Below are 21,105 nucleotides of genomic sequence, written 5' to 3'. Positions count from 1 at the left end.
GCGGGCTAACCGATCAGACGGCGCGCTGCGCACAGCACTTTGAATAGCAAGGGAATTGTGCCAAGGTTTGTGGACGGGCCAAGTTGGTTTCCGCGCTTTCTGCGCTGGTGAAATGAATGGTCCAAGCATGGCAAAGGGGCAGGGACGTTCACCATGACCATACAGGAGCCGGCTGAGGCATCGCGGGCAGAGCGTTGGGCAGAGCGCGTTACCGGGCTATTGGAAAAGCCGTGGGTCCGGCTGGCTGTGCCATTGCTGATCACGTTTATCGCTCTGACCGTTCTGCATGATCTTTCCGTGCATGTGAAATGGGCCGACGTAAAAGCCGACATTGCGGGGACCTCGTGGAAGCTCATGCTTTTTGCGGTCTGTTGGACTGCGGTCAGTTTTGCGTCGCTGTCTTTCTATGATGTGCTTGCGGTTCAAAGTGTCGCTGACGGCAAGGTTCCCCTGCCGGTGGCTGGCATGGCCGGGGCCAGCGGGTATGCCGTTTCGAACTGTCTGGGGTTTTCCTACATTACGGGCACCGCGATCCGGTATCGGATTTATGCGTCTTTGGGCTTGGATCTGGGCCGTGTGGCGGGGGTGATTGCAACGTCGTGGGTGGCGTTCTGGATGGGGTTGATCCTGTTGCTGGGGATTTTGCTGACCCTGCACCCGGATGGTGTATCCAAGGTTTTGCCAATTGGCGAGACAACTGAAACCGCGATCGGTGTTGCATTGCTGGTCGGGCTGATCACCTTGTTTGTCTGGCTGTCCAGCGGGGGGCGACGTCTGTCGTTTGCAGGCTTTGGGTTCAACCTGCCCGGCGGGAAGCTGGCCAGCCTGCTGACGGTTGCCGCCGTGGGCGATCTGTTTGGCGCATCCATGGCGCTGTATGTTCTGATGCCGGATGATCTTGGCGTTGGATTTCCTTACTTTTTTACAGTCTATATAGCGGCCATTGCGGTTGGTATTCTCAGCCACGCACCGGGCGGTCTTGGCGTCTTCGAGGCGACGCTGATCGCGGGGCTGGGTGCGTCGGGCCGATCCGATGTTATTGCGGCCCTGCTGCTATATCGCGTGGTCTACACCTTCATGCCATTTGGCATTGCGAGCGTTTCCATAGCGGTTGCCTCGGCCCTGACACAGCGCCGCAGGATCGGTGGGGCCGCAACCTGGGTCTATCGCGCCGTGCGGCCGGTCGTGCCCTTGGTGGCAGCTGGCGTTGCCGCCGTCGCCGGAGTGATCCTGCTGGTGTCGGGGGCGCTGCCATCAAGCACCCAAAACCTGGGCGTGCTGCGTGAATTCCTGCCGCTGTCGTTTGTTGAGGCATCGCATCTTGCCGGCAGCGCGGTTGGTGTCTTGCTGCTTTTGATCTCGCGCGGCCTGTTCCGCAAACTCTATCGCGCCTGGGTCGTGGCGATGATCCTGATGGTGGTTGGCTTTTTCGCATCGCTGGCCAAGGGGCTGGATACGCACGAAGCGCTGAGCATGCTGGGTACCATCGCTATGCTCGCGCTGTTTCGCGGTGCATTTTATCGGGTCAGCGGCGCGTCGATCTTTCGTTTGAACATCCCCTGGCTGGTCAGCGTTGTGGCGCTGCTTGCGGTGATCTTCTGGGTTGGCTTGTTTGCCTATTCCCATGTCGAATATCAGAATGCGTTGTGGTGGGAGTTTGCATGGAACGGCGACGCGTCGCGGTTCCTGCGTTCCAGCCTTGTGGTGGCTGTGATCATGGGCGTGGTTGCGGTGAATTCGCTTTTTGGGCGCGAGATTCCACAAGTCGCCCGCACCGAAATTCCCGAGGTTGTCGAACGTCTGGTGATGCAGAGCGAAGATACGGAATCCCAGATATCGCTGACCGGCGACAAGCAGTTCCTGATCTCAGACGATGAAAGCGCGTTTATTGCCTATGCCGATACCGGCAATGCGGTGATCAGCAAGGGTGAACCGGTTGGGGACGAAAAAGCGGGCCAGCAATTGATCTGGCAGTTGCGCGAGATGGCAGATCGCGAGGGTAAGCTGTGCGCGTTCTACAGCGTCTCGACCAAGTATCTGCCGACGTTTTTGGATTTGGGTCTGTCCATCCTCAAAATCGGTGAGGTGGCGCGCGTCCCGCTGCAGGATTTCTCGCTGGACGGGAAGTCTCGTAAGCGGTTTCGGCAGGCCAAGAACCGGGCCGAACGCGAAGGCTATGTGTTCGAAGTTGTCCCGAAAGAGGAACTGGCGCCACTTCTGCCCGAGCTGCGGAAAATCTCGGATGACTGGCTGGCGGGGAAATCCGGCGAGGAAAAAGGGTTTGCGCTTGGTGGGTTCGACGATGACTACCTGTCCTACTTTGATCATGCGATCCTGAAAGATGGCGAGACGGGCAAGATCGCGGCTTTTGCCAACCTCTTTCAAGGGGGCAACAAATCTGAGCTGTCTTTGGACCTGATGCGGTACGAGCCAGACAGTCCAAGTTTTGTCATGGATGCGCTGTTTGCGGAAATGATGGTTTGGGGGGCCGAGCAGGGATTCCACTGGTTCTCATTGGGCGCTGCGCCGTTCTCGGGGATTGAGAACCGGCAATTGGCCTCTCTCTGGAACCGGATTGGTGGCTTTGTTTATGAGCATGGCGAGCAGTTTTACCACTTTGAAGGGCTGCGCGCCTTCAAGCAGAAATTCGATCCGGAATGGAGCCCAAACTATCTGGCCAGCCCTGGAGGGTTGGCTGCGCCGCGTATCCTGTACGAGGTGAACATCCTGATCTCAGGCGGTCTGCGTGGGCTGACGAAATAAGCGTCAGTTCAGGCTGGCATGTGTCGGTGTCTGTTCCAGCAGATCACCCCAATCGGTGCGATAGGCCATCTCGGCCAGCACGGTTTCCGGCAGAAATTCCTGATTTTGCCGGATTTGCCACCCGCCCCCCAGCCCTTTGTAGACTGACACCAGATTGGATGAGACCTGCTGGCGCGCCTCGATCAGATTGGCTTGTGAACGCAAAAGCGCGGTTTGCGTGTTCAGGATGCGGGAATAGCTGGCGATGCCGTCGCGGTATTGGTCAATAGCGATCTGGGCGGCCTTGCGCGACGCGTCGACACTGCGCTGATAGAACGTCACCTGTTTGCGTGCCTCTGTATAGGCGACCATCGCGCTTTCAACCTCGGAATAGGCGGTCAGCACAGTGTTCTGGTAGTTCGCGATCAGTGCTTGGTAAGCCGCATCCTGCGCGCGGACGTTATCCTGGATGCGGCCATAGTTCAGCACGTTCCACACCACGCCCGCGCTGGCCAGGCTTGTTGTGCTTCCGGAACTGAACAAATCCCGTCCACCCGAGGCCTGTAGGCCGACCGAGCCCGACAGAATGAACTGCGGGTAGAGGTCTGCCATCGCAATCCCCACTTGCGCGGACTGCGTCGCAGCGGCCAGTTCGGCGGCCCGTACGTCGGGGCGCCGGCGCAGCAATTCTGCCGGAACACCCACCGCCACGTTGGATCGCGCCGACGGGATGCGGCCGGAATTGCCGAGCAGGCTGGTCATGCGGGACGGGGTTGCGCCCAGCAATACGGCCAGCGCATTCTTTGCCTGTTGCAGATCGCTTTCTAGCGTTGGAACCAAGGCCTTGGTGTTGTTCAGCAACGCGGTCGACTCTTGCACGTCCAGTTCCGTCGTAACGCCGTTGTTGAACCGCAGCTGAGTCAGGTCAGCCGATTCCTGCTGCAGTTTGATATTCTCGCGCGCGACGGCCAGCGACTCCTGCAAGGCCCTGATATTGATATATATCGCAGCGACATCCCCGGTCAGTGTGACCAGCGCGTCATCGTAGTTCGCCACCTGAAGCGCTAGGTTCGAGCGCGCTGCCTGAACGCCGCGTCGCTGAGCACCCCAGACGTCCAGCTCCCACTGGGCGTCAAAGCCAACCTGTGAGACAGAAAAATCGGTATCCAAAGGAATGATCTGCCGGATATCGGCGACTGGCCCCAAATTGTCGCTCAGCTGCCGGCGCTGTATCGACCCGCCCACGGCCTGCGACTGTGGATAAAGCTCGCCAAAGGCAATGCCCAACTGCGCGCGGGCCTGCAAGACACGAGCCCCAGCGACCTGCAAAGACAGGTTCTGGGCATAGGCTTCGGCGATCAGTTTGTTCAGGGTGGGGTCATTGAACGTCTCCCACCACTTCACAACAGGCGCGCTGCGCGAGGTAAGGCCGCTGCTTTGACTGGCGTTGGGGCTATTGACCTCAATCCACTGTTTGACCACGGGCGAGTTGGGGCGCACAAAATCAGGTCCAACCGGCGCACAGGTCACCAGAAATGTCGTACACAGGGCCATCCCGGTCAGCCTTGTGAGCAGGCGTTTGGCGGTTTTGGGCCGTGTCATGATGCGCATCCTCAGATATCCAGCGGTCGGATGAAGTTGGCGAAGGAATAGAGGCGCATGTTGATGCGTCTCAGGAACTCAAAGCTCTGACCGCGACCCGTATAGATCGCAACAGCAGCATGCCCGCCAGCCGGGAAAGTGTGCCCTTCGGGAACATCGACCGAGATTTGCACGGCAATGCGCCCTGGCAGCTTTGGCAGTTCGAACCCCGGCAGACGACCGGATGGCAAATACTGACCCTGGCGGGTGGCCCACCAGATCGCCTCGACCTTGCCGTTCAGGATTTCACCGGGATACAAATCCAGCGCAACTTCGACCGGCTGTCCCGGTTCGACGAATTTCAGGTTCTGCTGGCGAAAAGTGGCCAGCAGATAGGGTTCGTCCTCGGTCACGAAACTGGCAATTGCGCCCAGACGAATTTCACCTACCACAAGGCCCGGTCGGGCTTGCTGAGAAACGATCATGCCGTTTTCGGGTGCGTATATCGTTGTGTTCTCAAGGAAGTACTGCGCCTCATCCAATTGCGCCTGCGCCTGGATAATGCCCGTGTTCACGCCATCAATTTGTGAATCGATAGCAAGGTTAGCCTTTTCCAGATTGGCCTCAGCCTCTTTGATTTTTGCCTGATCCTCGGCAACCTGTTCGTTCCAGCGATCCAATTCGTCCTGCCGCGCACCGCCAGCCGGAACAAGGTTTTCGTAGCGTGCTTGCTGCGTCAACGCATAGGCAAGTTGGGCATTTGCACGTTCGACTGCCTCGGAGGCCGCAATCACATCCTGTTCTAAGATTTTCGCATTCTGCTGTGCAGCCACTAGCTGCGCCTTGGCTTTGTCCACGGCCAGCGAAAAGACTGTATCGTCAAAACGATAGAGAGGATCACCTTTGGTGACGATCGTATTGGGTTCGACCAGAACTTCGGTCAGCATTGTGGGTTGCGTCAACCGTGGGACGATCTGAATCGTCGACCGAACAACGTGGCTGTCGGCTGAAAAAGGCTGGAAAAAGCGCAGGGCGACCAGAAAGATCAACAGCAGGTGCGCGCCGACCCAGAACGAGACAATCCCCCAGGCAATGTTGAACTTGAGCCATCTTGCCTTGAAGAAAACGAACCAGACAAAAATGATGTAAAACAGCGAAATGCTGAGAGCCATGAACATGGTGCGTGATTTCCTCTGGCCCTAGCTTTGCTGGGTGTCGTCTGTATCAAGACGATCCTGATATTCGGGCTTAACCTTGCCGCCCAAACGTTTGATCTCATCGCGAATGGCATCACGTTCGTCATCGGGCATGCGGCGCAGGTCTACGGTCACCCCGTCATGAAAGGCCCACATAAATGCATGCACCCAGGGGACAACGGCCAAGAAGCCCATCCATCCCATGATTTTGACCGCTTCGGCATGTGGGTGGTTGCGCTTGATTGCGATACGGCCGGGCAGTCCCATCAGGAACAGAAACAGCCCCATGACGGCCGCCAATAAAAGGATCAGCGCTACAAATGTCAGATAGTCATAGTAGCCCAGTGGCTGCCCCAATAATCCCATCTTTGTTCCTCCTTTTGGGAAGGTTATGCCCATCCTCAAATGTTGCGGCCTGGTTCGTCAATGAGTTTATCCGTGCGCAACTGCGGCTTGGCGGGTTTTGGTGTGAGCGTTCAGGTGTAAGTGACTGAAAAATATATATTGTCGCGTCCCAGCGGTTTGCGCGGATGTGAAGGCCTGCATTTGATCGAATATTGTCAGTTGTCCACCCGCCTTGCAAGAACCGCATTGCGGGGCTCGCCTTAAATGCGATTTGGCGCGATGCTCAGTCGCATAAGACAACGCGTGTCTTCCAGCCTTGGCACCGCGCTGTAAGGCCCGAAGGCAGTGGCCGATCCGTATAGAATGTGCTGATTTCGGACAGTGAGGTGATGCGCGCCGGCGCATTCCGCTCGAACTTGGAGTGGTCCGCTACCAGACAGGCCTGTCGTGCCTGTGCGATGACTGTCTGACTGACAAGCACCTCCTGAAAGTCGAAATCCAGCAGGTCACCCGAGGCGTCCAGCGCCGAGCATCCGATAATCGCATAGTCGAACTTGAACTGTTTGATGGTCGATACAGTCAGGTTTCCGATCAGCCCCCCGTCCGAACGACGCAGAACGCCGCCTGCAACCACGATCTGACAGTTTGGATTGGCCACCAATATATGGGCAACATTCATATTGTTGGTCACGACCATAAGGTTTTTATGGTTCAGCATTTGACGGGCCACGGCCTCGGTCGAGGTGCCGATGTTCAGAAAGATCGAAGCCCCGTCTGGAATATCCGCAGCGCATTTTGCGGCGATCCGCGACTTTGCCTCGTCGTTCAATCCCCGGCGGTCTTCATATCCGATGTTCGACACGCCCGACCGCAGCACAGCTCCGCCATGGACGCGGTCAAGTTTGCCCGCATCGGACAGGTCCGAGAGGTCTCGGCGTATGGTCTGAACCGTCACACCGAAGCGCGCTGCAAGCTCTTCGACGGCGACTCGGCCGTTTTGTTTGGCAATCTCAAGAATGTCGGATTGGCGAAAAGACAGCGACACGGGCAGCTCCGGGATGTTGGTGTGTTCGTTATTCTTCGTATTTGCGATAGCGTCAAGGTTGGGAAAACTACGCCTGTGTATTTCAAGGTCTTATATGTTGTTATTAATCGATAATTTTTAATACCGATCCTCACCTAAAAAGTTCGGTTTTTTAAAAACGAATAAATACGAAATGAAATATTGACGATCCGAAGGCGCATGAGGCTAATGCCCCCGATCTTTCCGAAATTAGGAATCGACACGCTATGGAACAGTCAGAAACTCAGACCATCGACCTTTTCGTCATAGGCGGTGGGATCAACGGATGTGGTATCGCGCGCGATGCGGTTGGGCGCGGGTTGTCGGTGACGCTGGCCGAGATGAATGATCTGGCCTCGGCGACGTCTTCGGCTTCGACCAAGCTGTTTCACGGCGGATTGCGCTATTTGGAGTATTTTGAGTTCCGGCTGGTGCGCGAGGCGTTGATTGAACGCGAGACCCTGTTGCGCGCGATGCCACATATCAGTTGGCCGATGCGCTTTGTGCTTCCGTATCACGCGGATATGCGGTTTGACTCGGAAACGCCAACCTCGAAACTGCTTGGCACAGTTATGCCGTGGATGCGCGGGCGTCGTCCGGCCTGGCTAATCCGGTTGGGATTGTTTCTGTATGACAACCTCGGGGGGCGTAAAATCCTGCCGGGAACCAGCTCTCTGAAACTGCGCCAGGAGCCTGAAGGAGAGGTGCTGCAGGACAAGTTTGAAACGGCCTATGAGTACTCGGACTGTTGGATCGAGGATTCGCGCCTTGTCGTGCTGAATGCGCGGGATGCCGAGGCCAGAGGCGCCGAGATACTGGTCCGGACCGAGGTTGTCTCGGCCGAGCGTGTGGACGATCTGTGGCATATCACCATCCGCGACCGAAACAGCGACGAAACCCGCATCGTTCGCGCAAGAATGCTGATCAACGCGGGCGGGCCGTGGGTTGGCGACATTATCCAAACCAAAATCCGCATGAACTCGCGCGAAGGTGTCCGGCTTGTGCGGGGCAGTCACATCGTCACGCGCAAGCTGTTCGATCATGACAAGTGTTATTTCTTTCAGGGCGAAGATGGCCGGATCATCTTTGCCATCCCATATGAGCAGGACTTTACCCTGATCGGCACGACCGATCAGGATCATTCTGCACCGTCCGACCCCCCGGTTTGCACCGATGCCGAGCAGGATTACTTGTGTGCCTTTGCCACCAAATACTTTGCGCGTTCGGTCACACGGGATGATATCGTATGGACCTATTCCGGTGTCCGGCCCCTGTATGATGACGGGGCGCAAAGCGCGACGGCAGCGACGCGGGATTATACGTTAAAGGTGGACGCAGATGGGGGGGGGCCTGTGCTCAACGTCTTTGGCGGCAAGATCACCACCTACCGTCGGCTTGCCGAAAGCGCGCTGGAGAAGGTTGCGGAGTATTTCCCTGATCTGCCGGGGCCGTGGACCGCGGGCGTTGCACTGCCGGGCGGAGATTTCGCGGTTGATGGTGTCGACGACCTGATCAGAGGTCTGAAGGCCAAGTACAGCTTTTTGGATGATTTCTGGGCCCGTCGTCTGGTGCGTGCCTATGGGACCGAGGCGCAGGCGATGCTGGGTGTTGCACAAAAGGTCGATGATCTTGGCCAGGACTTTGGCGCGACCCTGACCGAGCGTGAGCTGGAGTGGCTGATGGACAAGGAATATGCGCGCACGGCAGAAGATGCTGTCTGGCGGCGCAACAAGCTGGGTCTGCGTCTGGGCAAGGATCAGATCGCCCGGATTCAAGACTGGATCGACAATCGCTAGAGGCGATTGAGAGGCGCACAATCGTGACAAAAAAAGAAAGGCCCCACCACTCATGCGGGGCCTTTTTCTGATCTGTGTATGGCTTAGGCGGCCTTTTCTGATGGCCCTTTCTTGCCGGTGCCTTTTATCCATTCGCGCAAGCCCTGCATGACTGCATAGAGCACGGGGACAAGGATAACACCCACCAGCGTGGCCGCCAGCATCCCGCCGAACACCGCTACACCGATGGCCTTTTGGCTGGCAGCACCTGCGCCGCTGGCCGCAAGCAGGGGCACCACACCCAGCAGGAAGGACAGGGCCGTCATCATGACGGCGCGGAACCGCTGGAACGCCGCTTCTGCTGCGGCGTCCTTAATCGACAGCCCGTTTGCCCTTTGCTCCATCGCGAACTCGACAATCAGAATGCCGTTCTTGGAGGCAAGTCCGACCAGCATGATCATCCCGATCTGCGTATAGAGGTTGATGTCACTGCCAACGATGGCCACCGCCGCAACCGCGCCGAACAGGGCCACGATGACCGACATCAGGATCGACACTGGCATCGTCCAGCTTTCATATTGTCCGACAAGGAACAGGTACCCAAACAGGATCGCCAGCCCAAGGATTACAACGACCAACCCGCCAGACGCCAATTGCTGTTGCGCGGTGCCGGTCCACTCGAACGCATAGCCGGGGGGTAGGGCGGTCGCAGATTCCTCAGTCATGACGCGGATCGCGTCCCCGGTGGACAGACCTTCGGCGGGGACCGCTGTGACCGTGGCCGAACGGAACAGATTGTGCCGTTTCAGCAGAACCGGTCCCAATACGTTTTCGACATCAATCAACGTGCCCAAGGGGACCATTTCCCCCTTGGTGGAGCGGACATAGAGGTTCGAGATATCCTCGACATTGTCGCGATACGTGCCGTCCGCCTGGATCATGACCCGGTAGACCCGGCCAAACAGGTTGAAGTCATTCACGTAATACGACCCAAGCTGCGCCTGCATGGTCTGAAAAATCTCGGCCACCGACACCTGAAGCGTCTTGGCCTTTTCGCGGTCCAGATCAACGAACAGCTGCGGAACGTTTGCCCGGAAGGTGGTATAGGCCTGTCCGATCTCGGGCCGTTGATTGGCCGCATAGACATACGAGCCCACGGCTGAGGCCAGGTCCTGCGGGCTACCACCGCCGGTCTGCTGCACCTCCATCTCGACCCCTGCGGACATACCCAGACCCTGAATGGGCGGTGGGTTGAAGGCAACGATTGAGGCGGCGGATTCACCATAAGCGATGGCCAGCACCTTCTGCAGGATGGCATCGGCGCTCAGATCATCCTCGGCGCGTTCGTCCCAATTGTCGAGATTGACAAAGATCGCAGCACCGTTGGTTGTGGTGCCATTCAGCAGCGAGAAACCGTTAACCAGAACGGTGTTTGCCACGCCCGGAATTTCGCGAATCTGATCGTCGACGCGTTTGCTGACCGCTTCGGTCCGCTCGAGCGTTGCGGCGTCGGGCAGTTGGATGTCAACGAAGAGATAGCCGTTATCCTCCAGCGGAAGAAAGCCACTGGACGTGTTCGACATGATTGTACCGGTGCCCGAGGCCAGCGCCGCGATGATACCCAGCGACACAACGGGCAGGATTAGCAACTTGCGTACAATCGCAACATAGCCCCCGCGTATCGTGCCAATGAACTTCTCAAATACGGCCAGCAGCCCTTTGGGTGGCCCTGACCGCGCCTTGAGCACCAGGCCACACAGCGCGGGAGACAGGGTCAGGGCGTTGATCGAGGAAATCACCACAGCGGTCGAAATCGTGACCGCAAATTGCGAATAGAGCCGCCCAGAGATGCCGGGCATGAAGGTCACCGGCACAAACACCGCCAGCAGAACTAGCGTGGTTGCGATGACCGGGCCTGTGATCTGGCCCATCGCCTTGCGGGTTGCCTCTGCCGGGGGGAGACCCTCATCCGCGATGATCCGTTCGACGTTTTCAACAACAACGATGGCGTCGTCCACTACGATCCCGATGGCAAGCACCAGCGCAAACAGCGAGATCGTGTTCAAAGACATGCCAAATAAGAGCAGGAAAGCGAAGGTCCCGATAAGAGAGACGGGAATCGCCACTGCCGGAATGATCGTTGCGCGCCAACTGCCCAGAAAGACAAAGACGACCGAGATCACCAGAATGAAGGTCAGAATAAGCGTCGAGACCACATCATTCAGCGATTGCTCGACAAAGTCGGTGGTGTTGAAGGGGACGGCATATTCGACATCTGTGGGGAAAGCGCGCGACAACCGATCCAGTTCGGCCTGCACACGTTCGGACACGGCTAACGCGTTGGCACCCGGCGCCTGATAGATGCCGATCACGGTGGCCGGAACGCTTTGATAGAACCCAGAGGCCGAATAGAACTGAGCGCCCAGTTCAACACGCGCGATATCACGTACACGGACAATGGCCCCGGCGTCGCCCGTGCGGATGACGATGTCCCCGAACTCTTCTGGCGAAGTCAGGCGGCCTTTGGTTTTGATCGTGTATTGAAAGGTTTGGCCTTCTGGGACAGGAGGTGAACCGATGGAGCCTGCGGAAACTTCGATATTTTGCTCTCGAACAGCCGCAATGACGTCGCCGGGCGTGATCGATAGGGCAGCCATTTTGTCCGGGTCCATCCAGATCCGCATGGCGTATTCCAGATTGGTCAGAACATCTGCTCTACCTACGCCCTGAACCCGGGCCAGCGCGTCTTTGAGATTGATGGACGCATAGTTGGACAGAAACACGCTGTCATAGGTGTTGTTGGGTGAGGTGAGCGTCACCAGCAACAACATGTTCGTCGATGCTTTTTGAGTGACAACGCCTGACGATGTGACCTCAGACGGCAGCGAAGACATGGCCTGAGCGACCCGGTTTTGCACGTTTACCGACGCGATGTCGGGGTCGGTGCCGACCTCAAAAGTCACGTTCAGCGAGTAGGAACCATTGTCCGACGAAGTCGACGTCATATAGATCATGTCGTCCACACCGTTGACTTGCGCCTCGATCGGGGCGGCGACGGTGTTTTCCACGGTTTCGGCATTGGCGCCGGTATAGGTCGCGGTGACGCTGACCACCGGGGGGGTGATGTCAGGAAACTGCGCGACCGGCAGGACTAGATAACCGATCCCACCCATAATGGTCAGCACAAGCGAGATGACGAGCGCCAGCTTGGGCCGGCTGATGAACAGGGCGGAGAACATCTATTATTCTCCCGGCTGCTCAGACGCGACGACCGCATCGACCGCAACACCCGGGCGCACCCGTTGCAGCCCCTCGACGATGACGCTTTCTCCGGCGCGCAGCCCGTCGGTCACGATGATGGCGGAATCGTATGTATCGCCGGTAGTGATATAGCGTTGTTCCACCATCTGCTTGTCGTTGACGACTAGCACGAACTCACCCCGCTGATCGCGTTGCAGGGCGGCCTGCGGGACCAGAACCTGCAGGGTAGGTTCCAAAGCCTCGATGTGAACGTTCACAAAGGCGCCGTCGATGATGAGGCGCGCGGTGTTATCAAACTCGGCCCGCAAGGTAATCGCGCCGGTTAACGGGTCGATGCGGTTGTCTACAAAGACGATCTTGCCGGTTTCATCCAGGTCCGTTCCATTGGGCAAGGTCACATGGACATTGGGGCTTTTGTTGCTTTCCGCCAACGAGCTTGCGTTTTCGCCAAACTGTTGAAGAACCGAGGTGAATTGCTTTTCGTTCAGCGAAAAGTTCACATAGATGGGCGCTTCGCTCACCAGATTAACCAGCGGCGGATTATTCGGCCCGACGACATCGCCGACGCTTGTCGCGACACGGCCAATACGCCCGGTGAATGGTGCATGTATCTCAGTATAGCTGAGGTCGAGTTGCGCCTGCTGAATAGCTGCATTGGCGGCTTTCACTTCGGCCTCGGCGACCAGTTCGTTGGCGCGCGCGATGTCGCGTTCGGATTCCGGCGTGGCCTCGCGCTTGTACAGCTCTTCCTTACGCGCCAGATCGACCTTGGCCAGCTCCAGATTGGCCTCGGCGCGGTCCAGATCGGCTTTGCGCGCCTCAAGCGTGGCCTCGTAGAGGTCGGGTTCGATAGTGAAGAGCAGATCGTCTTTGTTCACCAAAGCACCATCTTCGACGTTCTGACTGTCGAGAAAACCGCTGACACGGGCGACAATGTCGACTTTGTCGATGGCCTCTGCGCGTCCGATAAAGACTGCCTCGTCGGTGATTTCCTCGGAATATGCGGCTGCGATGGATACTTTTGGGGGCGTCGCGTCGCTTTGGTCCTGAGCGAGGGCCGATTGTCCCAATCCCATGCAGGCCAGCAAGGCGGCGCAGTGCAGCACACGCATTCCGGGGCCGTTGGCAAATAGATCGGGGTGCTTCAATGCAAGGGACATCACGATTGCCTCGTTCAAACTAGAGTTTGTGCGTCGAAGCAGATTCACGAGCGAACCGAGTCGACGGAATTCTCAGGCAGGATGGCCGCTTTTGAGCAATACCTCAAGTATTTGAATTTGCAGGGTGCGGCGTTGAAGCCCGAAATTTCCCTGAACGCAGGCAGGTTTAGGGCAGGGCTTTCCAGACAGTTCTCAACTCTGGCACCAGGACCAGAGCCAGCCGCTCGGGTCCTGGTGTTCTGGCTCAGTCGCGTTGTCCAGCGAACCGTGTCTGCCAGTCTTCGCGCTCGTCATCGGTGATCTTTGCGAACAAAACTTCCGGCACGGCAAATCCGTGCCCTGCTGGCAGGGCCTGCAAAGCCCGCGCCACGTCGCTGGGCCAGCTTGTGTCCAGCGTGTTCATCGCGCTTAGCATCTTGGCTGAGGCATCGGGGATAAACGGCGCGCTCAGCACCGCATAAAGACGGATCAGGTTCAGCCCCAGCCGGACCTGCGCGGCGGCCTGTTCGGGGTCTTCCTTGAAGGTCGACCATGGCGCTGCTGATTGCAGGTATTCATTGCCTGCAACCCAGATCGCCCGCAGCTCTTGCGCGGATTTGCGCACCTCCATCGTCTCCATGAACCCTTCATAGGCACGGATGCGTTTGGTCAGTTCCGCGATCAGCTCTTCCTCGCGCGCGCGATGGCTGCCGCCTTCGGGTACGGCCTCGCCGAATTTCGAGCGGCAGAATTTGGTGATCCGGCTGACGAAGTTACCCAGAACGTCGGCGAGATCCTTGTTCACCGATTGCTGGAAATTCTCCCACGTAAATTCACTGTCGCTGCTTTCCGGCGCATGGCTCAGCAGCCACCAGCGCCAGTAGTCCGCAGGCAGGATTTCGAGAGCCTGATCCATGAACACGCCCCGACCCTGAGAGGTCGAGAATTGGCCGCCGTCATAGTTCAGATAGTTGAACGATTTCAGATGATCGACCATCTTCCACGGCTCGCCCGAACCCAGAATGGTGGCCGGAAAGGACAGGGTATGGAACGGCACGTTGTCCTTGCCCATGAACTGGACATAACGCACATCGTCAGCGCCCTTGTCCGTGCGCCACCAGCGTTGCCATTCCGCATCGGGCTTGCCGTTGGCATCCGCCCATTCCTTGGCGCAGGCGATGTATTCGATAGGGGCATCGAACCAGACATAAAAGACTTTACCTTCCATGCCCGGCCAATCCTGATCGCCCTTCTTAACCGGCACACCCCAGTCCAGATCGCGGGTAATGCCACGATCCTGCAACCCGTCGCCGTCATGCAGCCATTTCTTGGCAATGGATGTGGTCAGGATCGGCCAATCCGTTTTGCTGTCGATCCACGCATCCAACTGATCCTTCATCGCGGATTGCCGCAGATACAGATGCTTGGTCTCGCGCACCTCCAGATCGGTCGAGCCGGAAATCGCACTGCGCGGCTCGATCAGGTCGGTCGGGTCCAGCTGCTTGGTGCAGTTCTCGCACTGATCACCGCGCGCGCGATCATAACCGCAATTGGGGCAGGTGCCCTCGATATAGCGGTCGGGCAGAAAACGGCCATCGGCGTTGGAATAGACCTGTTTCTCGCTGACCTCACGGATCAGCCCGGCCTCTTCCAGTTTTCCGGCAAAATGCTGGGTCAGCTTGCGGTTCTGTACGCTGGAGGAACGGCCAAAATGATCGAAGCTGAGGCCGAAGCGCTTGGCGATATCGGCCTGCACCGCATACATATCTGCGCAATACTCGGCCACCGGCTTACCGGCCTTCGCGGCCGCCAGTTCAGCAGGGGTGCCGTGTTCGTCCGTGGCGCACAGGAACATGACCTCGTTCCCCCGGCCACGCTGGTAGCGCGCATAGAGGTCGGCAGGCAATTGCGAGCCGATCAGGTTGCCGAGGTGCTTGATCCCGTTGATGTAAGGGATCGCCGAGGTAATAAGAATCCGAGCCATATTGCGTTTCCACGTATCTGTCTGCGCGCTCGTCTATCTTATGTGAACGGCCAGCAAAAGCCCGGCTTTCACCGTCATGTCATTTTGGGCGCGTATTTGAGAGAATAATACGAAAAGCGGCTAGGGCGAATTGCATCTTAGTCAATGGCGGCGCTACCCATGGGTTGTAATTTGGAATCACAACCTCTTGAAATTGTAGCAATGACTTCCCATCTCATATGTATACAAAAGTATACAATAACGAGGGCAACCTGCTGATGTTTGACTTTTTACTAGAGGGCGCATTTGTGCCCTTTACCCTGGCGCTTGCGCTTCTGTTCGGTCTTCTGGGGCTGGAATTGATTGCATTGGTTCTGGGTGGAAGTCTGCTGGCAGGTGAGGGCGAGGTCGATCTGGATATGGTCGACGCCCCTGATCTGGATCTGGCGGATTTCGATCTGGATATCGACGCCGATATCGATCTGAGTGATCTGGAACTGGCCGAGATCGAAGCCGACGTGCCAGAAGCCGCGTCTCCGGGACCTTCAAGCTGGCTTGGCATCGGTAAAATGCCGTTCCTGATCTGGCTCGTGGTTTTGCTGGCCGGGTTTGGCCTCAGCGGTATGGGCCTGCAACTGGCGCTGCGCGATCTATTGGGCTTCGATTTGCCCAGTTGGATCGCGGCCATCCCTGCCGGTGCATTTGGCCTGTGGTTCGCGCGTGGCTTTGGTGGCGTCTTTGCTCGCCTGCTGCCGAAAACCGAGACCGAGGCGATGTCCGAGCGGATGCTGGCCCGCCGCAGGGGTGTGATTACCCAAGGCACGGCCTCACGCGGACGTCCGGCAGAGGTGCGCGTCATGGACCGGTTCGGCAATACGCATTACCTGCGCGCCGAGCCCTTGCAGGACAAAGACATGCTGGAGCAGGGCACTGAAGTTCTTGTTCTGCGCGACCGACGGCGCGACCGGTTCGTTCTGGTCGGTATGTCCGAATAACCAAAACCAACTAACCAAATTTCAAACCCCTAAACGGAGGATTTTGTATGGAACTTCCATTCCTGGCCGTCACAGTTGTGACCATTTTAGCGGTACTCTTGTTCATAGGCCTTGTGCTTGGCCGACTATATAAGCGTGCGACGCGCGAAGTCAGCCTGGTGAAAACCGGGGCAGGCGGCAAAAAGGTCATCATGGATGGCGGCGTCATTATCGTGCCGCTGCTGCATGAGGTCAGCCCTGTCAACATGAAGACCCTGCGCCTTGAGGTGCAGCGCAGCGGCGAGGCAGCGCTGATCACCAAAGACCGGATGCGGGTTGACGTGGGCGTTGAATTCTACGTTTCAGTCATGGCCACTGAAGAAGGTATCGCGCGTGCGGCCCAAACGCTGGGCGACCGAACATTCGATGTCGAACAACTGCGTGAGATGATTGAAGGTAAACTGATCGACGGCCTGCGCGCTGTTGCCGCACAGATGACCATGGACGGCCTGCACGAAAACCGTGCCGACTTTGTGCAAGAGGTGCAGAATGCGGTGTCCGAGGACCTGTTGAAAAACGGTCTGTCGCTTGAATCGGTTTCGCTGACTGCGCTGGACCAGACGCCGTTTGAAGCTCTTGACGAAAACAACGCCTTTAACGCGGTGGGTATGCGCAAGCTGGCTGAGGTGATTGCGACCTCCAAGAAAGAGCGCGCGCAAATTGATGCTGAAGCTGAGGTTGAAGTGCGTCGTGCGGCGATGGAAGCACAGCGTCAGAAGCTGCTGATTGAAAAAGACGAAGAGCAGGCACGCATCGAGCAGACGCAACAGGTTGAAACCCTGCGCGTTGCGCAAGAGGCAGAGATCGCCGCGCGGACCGAGGACTCAGTTCGTGAAACCGAACGCGCCCGGATCGCTCGTGAAGAGGCCATTCGTGCAGCTGAGATTGAACGCGAGCGTAAGATCCGCGATGCTGAGATCGCCAAAGAGCGTGAGATCGAAGTGGCCGAGCAAGAGCGTCAGATCATCATCGCGCAGAAATCCGAAGAGGAAAGCCGTGCGCGTGCATCAGCTGATCTGGCCCGCGCCGAGGCGACCAAGGCAACCGAAGCCGTCGCAACTGCGCGTGAAGTGGCCGAGGCCGAGCGTCATAAGCAGATCGCTCTGATCGAAGCCACCCGTGAGGCCGAGCGTCAGGCAACCGCGATCCGTCTGGCCGCCCAGGCCGAGAAAGAGGCCGCCGCCGACCGTGCTGAGGCCCGCCGTGAAGAGGCGCAGGCCGAAGCGGACGCGCTGAACATTCGCGCCGAAGCCAAGAAAAACGACATGCTGGCCGAAGCGGAAGGTAAGCGCGCGATTGTTGATGCCGACAACGCCCTGTCGGTGGATCAGATCCGCATGAAGGTTGATCTGGCTCGGATCGAGACCATGCCGTCGATCATCTCGGAAATGGTCAAGCCGGCTGAAAAGATCGACTCGATCAAAATCCATCAGGTTGGTGGGATCGGGGCAGGCTCTGCAGGTGGGGCGGCCAACAGCGATAAGCCGGTGGTCAATCAGGCGCTGGATTCAATCATGGGAATGGCAGTGCAGATGCCCGCGCTGAAGAAGCTTGGTGAAGAGCTGGGCCTGTCGATGGAAAACGGTGTTGGCGGAGTGGTCAACGGGGCGCTTGAGCCGACGGTTGAGGCTTCGGAAACGGTGGAGGTCGTCGAAGACGACACCGCGCCGACACAGCAATAAGACTGAAGGGCCGGGAAATCCCGGCCCTTCTTACTTTTCGCGAGACCCTTTCAGCAGGCTTCCAATGGTGAAAGACGTGCGTGGCGCGTAGACATAGTTTGTCCGCTCCTGCGGCGTGGGCCGAGACCGCATCCGCGCCAATCCAAACACAATCAGGAAGACATGGCCTAGCGCGACAAAAGCAAACAGGGCGGGTGGGCCGAAATTTTGGATCAAGGTGGATGAGATATAGGGCGAAGCGATCGCTCCAAGCGCGTACCAGAACATGAGCGCGGCTGAGAGTTCGACCCGTTGTTCGGTTGTGGCAAAGTCATTGGCATGGGCGGATGAGACCGAGAAGATCGGGAAGGTAGTGAAGCCAAACAGACCGGCGGACAGCATCACTCCAATCGTCCCAGTGCCGCCAGCCGCCATTGTGATTGCGCAGCTCACAACCGCTGCGGCCGATATCCAGATCAGTACCCAGCGCCTGTCATACTTGTCCGCAAGCCACCCCATCGGATACTGCGCCAATGCTCCGCCTAGAACGAAAGACGCGAGGAAGAATGCAATCTGGTCGACCGCCAGCCCGACCTCTTGCCCGTAGACCGGACCAACCATCCGGAACGAAGCCGAACTCAGCGCTGCCACAATCACGCCCGCGACGGCCAAAGGTGAGCTGTGCCATGCCAGCTTTGGACGCAGGCGCGGAGCTGCGGGGGTTTCGGGCTGGCTGGCACGGGTAAGGGCGAGGGGCAGGATCGATGCGCAGCAGAGGATGGCCAGCAGGTTGTAGGAAACATATGAAGCCGGGGGCAGAACGGCGATGATCAACTGCGCGCAGAGCGAGGCACCCATGTCGGCAATCCGATAGGTGCCCATCGCCCGCCCGCGGGTTTCGTTTGTGACCTTGGCGTTCAGCCAGGCTTCGATCACGGTATAACATCCGGCGACGCATGTGCCCGATGCGATCCGTAATGCCGCCCAGATATAGGGGCTGTCGGTCAGGGTATGCCCGATCAGCCCCATCGCCCCCAAGGCCGTGCAAACCGCAAATGCGCGCGAATGACCAACACTGCCCATCAGGCGTGGGGCCCACCAGCAGCCGATGAAAAACCCCAGAAAATGGGCTGAGCCCAGCAGGCCGATCTGCTCGGTCGAAAACTGCAATGTCAGCCCCGAGATCGCGTCTAGCGGCCCAACGCCACCTGTCGAGAGTTGCAGCAGGATGACCGAAAGAAACAGGGCGGCAAAAGAAATGATCGTGCGCATAGTGAACCCAGACTGGCAGCGTTGCACGGCATTGCGCGCAGGTCTTCGACGTTGTCGCGTCGCTTTCTGTCTATCACGGGTTAGCGCTGGCGCAAGATTTCTGCGCGAATGTTAAGATTGATCATGTCCTGAACCAGATCGGGATAGCCCGACGCCCCGAAGGTATGGCGGTTCAGCGCACCCGTCAGATGGATCGACAGATGGTCAAGATCGGTGGGGGTCGTTCCCGTTTGGCGGTAAAGACTGGCCTGCAAAGTTGTGGGACGAGTTATGCCACGTATCGTCAGATCCCCTGTGATACTGGCCCCATCCGAGATGCGCCCTCCGGGGCCAAGCTGCACCTTGGTCGATTTGAAGCGGATGGTCGGGTGTTGCTGGGTCGCCAACACGCTTGGGCCCAGCATGGGTTTGAGGGCGAAGGGCAGTTTGGTTCGCGCCCTGGTTGCGCTCAGTACAACATCAACGCTGCTGTTTTGTAGGCTGTTGGTGTCGATCTGGATATCGGCGGATTGTATCGGCATTGTGCCTGTCTGGGCGACCCCGGACAGATCAAAGGAAAACATGACCAAGGTGCCCTCGGCCGTCAGGATATAGGGTTTGGGGGCTGCCTGCGCATGACGTGCAAAGGGCAACGCAGCCAGCCCGCCCAACATGCAACGCCGTGTCAATCTGCGCATGTCGTGGCCTTCCGTTGAAGCGAGGCGTTCAAATAGAGCGAGGTGTTTGTTTGTCTCATCCTCGAATGCTAGGGCGCGTTACAGGAGGCGGCCATTCACATTAGCTTGTATGCTACACATCCGCGTCAGATTTGATCTGTTTGATCTGCAGTTCAGTGCGCGGTTCGGCCCGGGTGACCAGCCAGGTGACCGGGGGCAGGGCGCGTGCACGGCGACGGGTCAGCACCCAGCTCTCGCTTCCGTTTTGACAGGTGGGGGCCATATGCCATCGTGTCTCGATCCCTTGCGCGCCACCCTCGCCGGGGGTCAGCAGAAGGCCAAGCGGAGCCTGACCCATCGTGGCGGCCCGTTCCGCAGCCAGATGCATCCGCCGAATGGGCGTCAGAGCCGGGGCCTCGGGCAGGTCACAGATAACCAGAGGCACAGCTCCGCTGCGTAATGCTTCCTCGGTACACCACAGCAGATCCATGGCGTGACCGGCGCGAGCAAACAGAAACCGTGCCGGATCAGCAAAAGAGGTCATCCCTTCGGGGTTGAGCTGGCCCACCTCCCACGCGGGGGAAATCCATAAGACCGGCCCATGCATCTGGCTGGCCAACCACATGGCAAAGGTGCGCCGGGCGGGGCCGCAGGCCTCATGCACGCGGCCCAGTTGCAGGGTGATCTGCGGATGAAGGTTCAACCCCGGCGCGGCGCGCGCGGGTTTGCGGCCAAGAAGCTGTGTCGACATGCTGTGAATCTAGCATGTTCACTATATGTTCTCAATAGTGCAACTCAATACCTGATTGTTAGCGCGACAGGATCAGGCGCCCATCAGCGAACTGGATATTCGAGAACCGATGCAGATATTCCATCCCCAGCAAGGAATGATCCATTGCGCCTTCGTTAATCCAGGCCGAGACATTGGTGTCAGTGATTGGTCCCAGGGTCACGTCATCCAGACGAACCGGCGCAGTCCTGACCTCTCCGTTCGCGGTCGAGGCCCTGCCGAAATAGTTCAGCTGCGCCGGATCAATGCCGACGCGGCGGGCATCCTGCTCGCTGAGCACGATCTGAGTGGCACCGGTATCGACCATAAAGGTGATCGGTTCGCCATTGATGAGGATCGGCACGTAGTAATGCCCATCATAGGCCCGGGGAACCGCGATGTTGTTACCCGCAACCGTCATTTGCGGGGCAGGGCCGACAGTCGTTCGGATGTCACCCCACAGGCCATAGGCGGCGATGACGCCGACAAAAATCAACACCCAGGCCAGAGCCTGCTGCAGCGTCTTGCTCAACGTCTGGCGGTTCTGAGCAAAGAACCAGGCCACGATGGCTGCGCCAAGCAATGCCAGATAGGCCAAACGTGCAATGCTGTCACCATCCATAGCGGTACCCTGGTCAACTCATCCAA

The 21,105-nt window shown here is 58.1% G+C and carries 15 protein-coding genes; 4 read left to right on the top strand and 11 right to left on the bottom strand.

Annotated features, from left to right (window positions below; all coding sequences use genetic code 11):
* Window positions 1–153 precede the first annotated feature (153 nt).
* The gene (mprF, locus tag ACR0I7_RS05800) at window positions 154–2,763 is read left to right on the top strand and encodes a bifunctional lysylphosphatidylglycerol flippase/synthetase MprF (protein WP_480509279.1); all 2,610 of its coding nucleotides are present in this window, start codon (window positions 154–156) and stop codon (window positions 2,761–2,763) included.
* A 3-nt stretch (window positions 2,764–2,766) separates the two neighbouring features.
* Here mprF and ACR0I7_RS05795 read toward each other — a convergent pair whose 3' ends face one another.
* The 4 genes from ACR0I7_RS05795 to ACR0I7_RS05780 all read right to left on the bottom strand — a co-directional run bounded on the left by ACR0I7_RS05795 (window position 2,767) and on the right by ACR0I7_RS05780 (window position 6,909).
* Window positions 2,767–4,344 carry an efflux transporter outer membrane subunit gene (locus ACR0I7_RS05795; RefSeq protein ID WP_480509278.1) on the bottom strand — a complete coding sequence of 526 codons (1,578 nt, stop codon included), beginning with the start codon at window positions 4,342–4,344 and terminating at the stop codon, window positions 2,767–2,769.
* Window positions 4,345–4,355: 11 nt separating this feature from the next.
* On the bottom strand, window positions 4,356–5,501 hold the full coding sequence (locus tag ACR0I7_RS05790; RefSeq protein ID WP_480509277.1) for an HlyD family secretion protein: 1,146 nt from the start codon (window positions 5,499–5,501) through the stop codon (window positions 4,356–4,358).
* Window positions 5,502–5,522: 21 nt separating this feature from the next.
* Window positions 5,523–5,885: a DUF3302 domain-containing protein gene (locus tag ACR0I7_RS05785; protein ID WP_480509276.1), complete on the bottom strand. Its 363-nt coding sequence runs from the start codon at window positions 5,883–5,885 to the stop codon at window positions 5,523–5,525.
* 262 nt (window positions 5,886–6,147) lie between these two features.
* Window positions 6,148–6,909 carry a DeoR/GlpR family DNA-binding transcription regulator gene (locus ACR0I7_RS05780; protein ID WP_480509275.1) on the bottom strand — a complete coding sequence of 254 codons (762 nt, stop codon included), beginning with the start codon at window positions 6,907–6,909 and terminating at the stop codon, window positions 6,148–6,150.
* Between the two features lie 245 nt (window positions 6,910–7,154).
* Here ACR0I7_RS05780 and glpD point away from each other — a divergent pair, with 245 nt between their 5' ends.
* A complete protein-coding gene (gene glpD, locus ACR0I7_RS05775) occupies window positions 7,155–8,723 on the top strand; it encodes a glycerol-3-phosphate dehydrogenase (RefSeq protein ID WP_480509274.1) in 1,569 nt (522 codons plus the stop codon).
* Between the two features lie 83 nt (window positions 8,724–8,806).
* On the opposite strand, the gene ACR0I7_RS05770 is transcribed toward glpD, so the two are convergent.
* The 3 genes from ACR0I7_RS05770 to metG all read right to left on the bottom strand — a co-directional run bounded on the left by ACR0I7_RS05770 (window position 8,807) and on the right by metG (window position 15,086).
* Window positions 8,807–11,941 carry an efflux RND transporter permease subunit gene (locus tag ACR0I7_RS05770; RefSeq protein WP_480509273.1) on the bottom strand — a complete coding sequence of 1,045 codons (3,135 nt, stop codon included), beginning with the start codon at window positions 11,939–11,941 and terminating at the stop codon, window positions 8,807–8,809.
* Between the two features lie 3 nt (window positions 11,942–11,944).
* Entirely contained in the window at window positions 11,945–13,039 is a 1,095-nt protein-coding gene (locus ACR0I7_RS05765; protein ID WP_480509722.1) for an efflux RND transporter periplasmic adaptor subunit, read from the bottom strand.
* 328 nt (window positions 13,040–13,367) lie between these two features.
* Entirely contained in the window at window positions 13,368–15,086 is a 1,719-nt protein-coding gene (metG, locus tag ACR0I7_RS05760; protein WP_480509272.1) for a methionine--tRNA ligase, read from the bottom strand.
* Between the two features lie 218 nt (window positions 15,087–15,304).
* On the opposite strand from metG, the gene ACR0I7_RS05755 reads away from it, so the two are divergent.
* Entirely contained in the window at window positions 15,305–16,060 is a 756-nt protein-coding gene (locus tag ACR0I7_RS05755; protein WP_480509271.1) for an OB-fold-containig protein, read from the top strand.
* A gap of 47 nt (window positions 16,061–16,107) precedes the next feature.
* Complete coding sequence (locus ACR0I7_RS05750; protein ID WP_480509270.1) at window positions 16,108–17,781, top strand: flotillin family protein; 1,674 nt, start codon at window positions 16,108–16,110, stop codon at window positions 17,779–17,781.
* Between the two features lie 30 nt (window positions 17,782–17,811).
* Here ACR0I7_RS05750 and ACR0I7_RS05745 read toward each other — a convergent pair whose 3' ends face one another.
* The 4 genes from ACR0I7_RS05745 to ACR0I7_RS05730 form a co-directional block, all read right to left on the bottom strand.
* Window positions 17,812–19,032 (bottom strand): MFS transporter, encoded by a 1,221-nt coding sequence (locus ACR0I7_RS05745; protein ID WP_480509269.1) that lies wholly within the window; start codon window positions 19,030–19,032, stop codon window positions 17,812–17,814.
* Window positions 19,033–19,112: 80 nt separating this feature from the next.
* Complete coding sequence (locus tag ACR0I7_RS05740) at window positions 19,113–19,709, bottom strand: YceI family protein (RefSeq protein ID WP_480509268.1); 597 nt, start codon at window positions 19,707–19,709, stop codon at window positions 19,113–19,115.
* 112 nt (window positions 19,710–19,821) lie between these two features.
* Window positions 19,822–20,439, bottom strand: coding sequence for an ImuA family protein (locus tag ACR0I7_RS05735; RefSeq protein ID WP_480509267.1), 618 nt, complete (start codon window positions 20,437–20,439; stop codon window positions 19,822–19,824).
* A gap of 58 nt (window positions 20,440–20,497) precedes the next feature.
* A complete protein-coding gene (locus tag ACR0I7_RS05730) occupies window positions 20,498–21,079 on the bottom strand; it encodes a retropepsin-like aspartic protease family protein (RefSeq protein ID WP_480509266.1) in 582 nt (193 codons plus the stop codon).
* Between the last annotated feature and the right edge of the window lie 26 nt (window positions 21,080–21,105).

This window comes from Ruegeria sp. AM1 (assembly GCF_056540745.1).
This window is presented reverse-complemented; position numbering and strand designations above follow the sequence as displayed.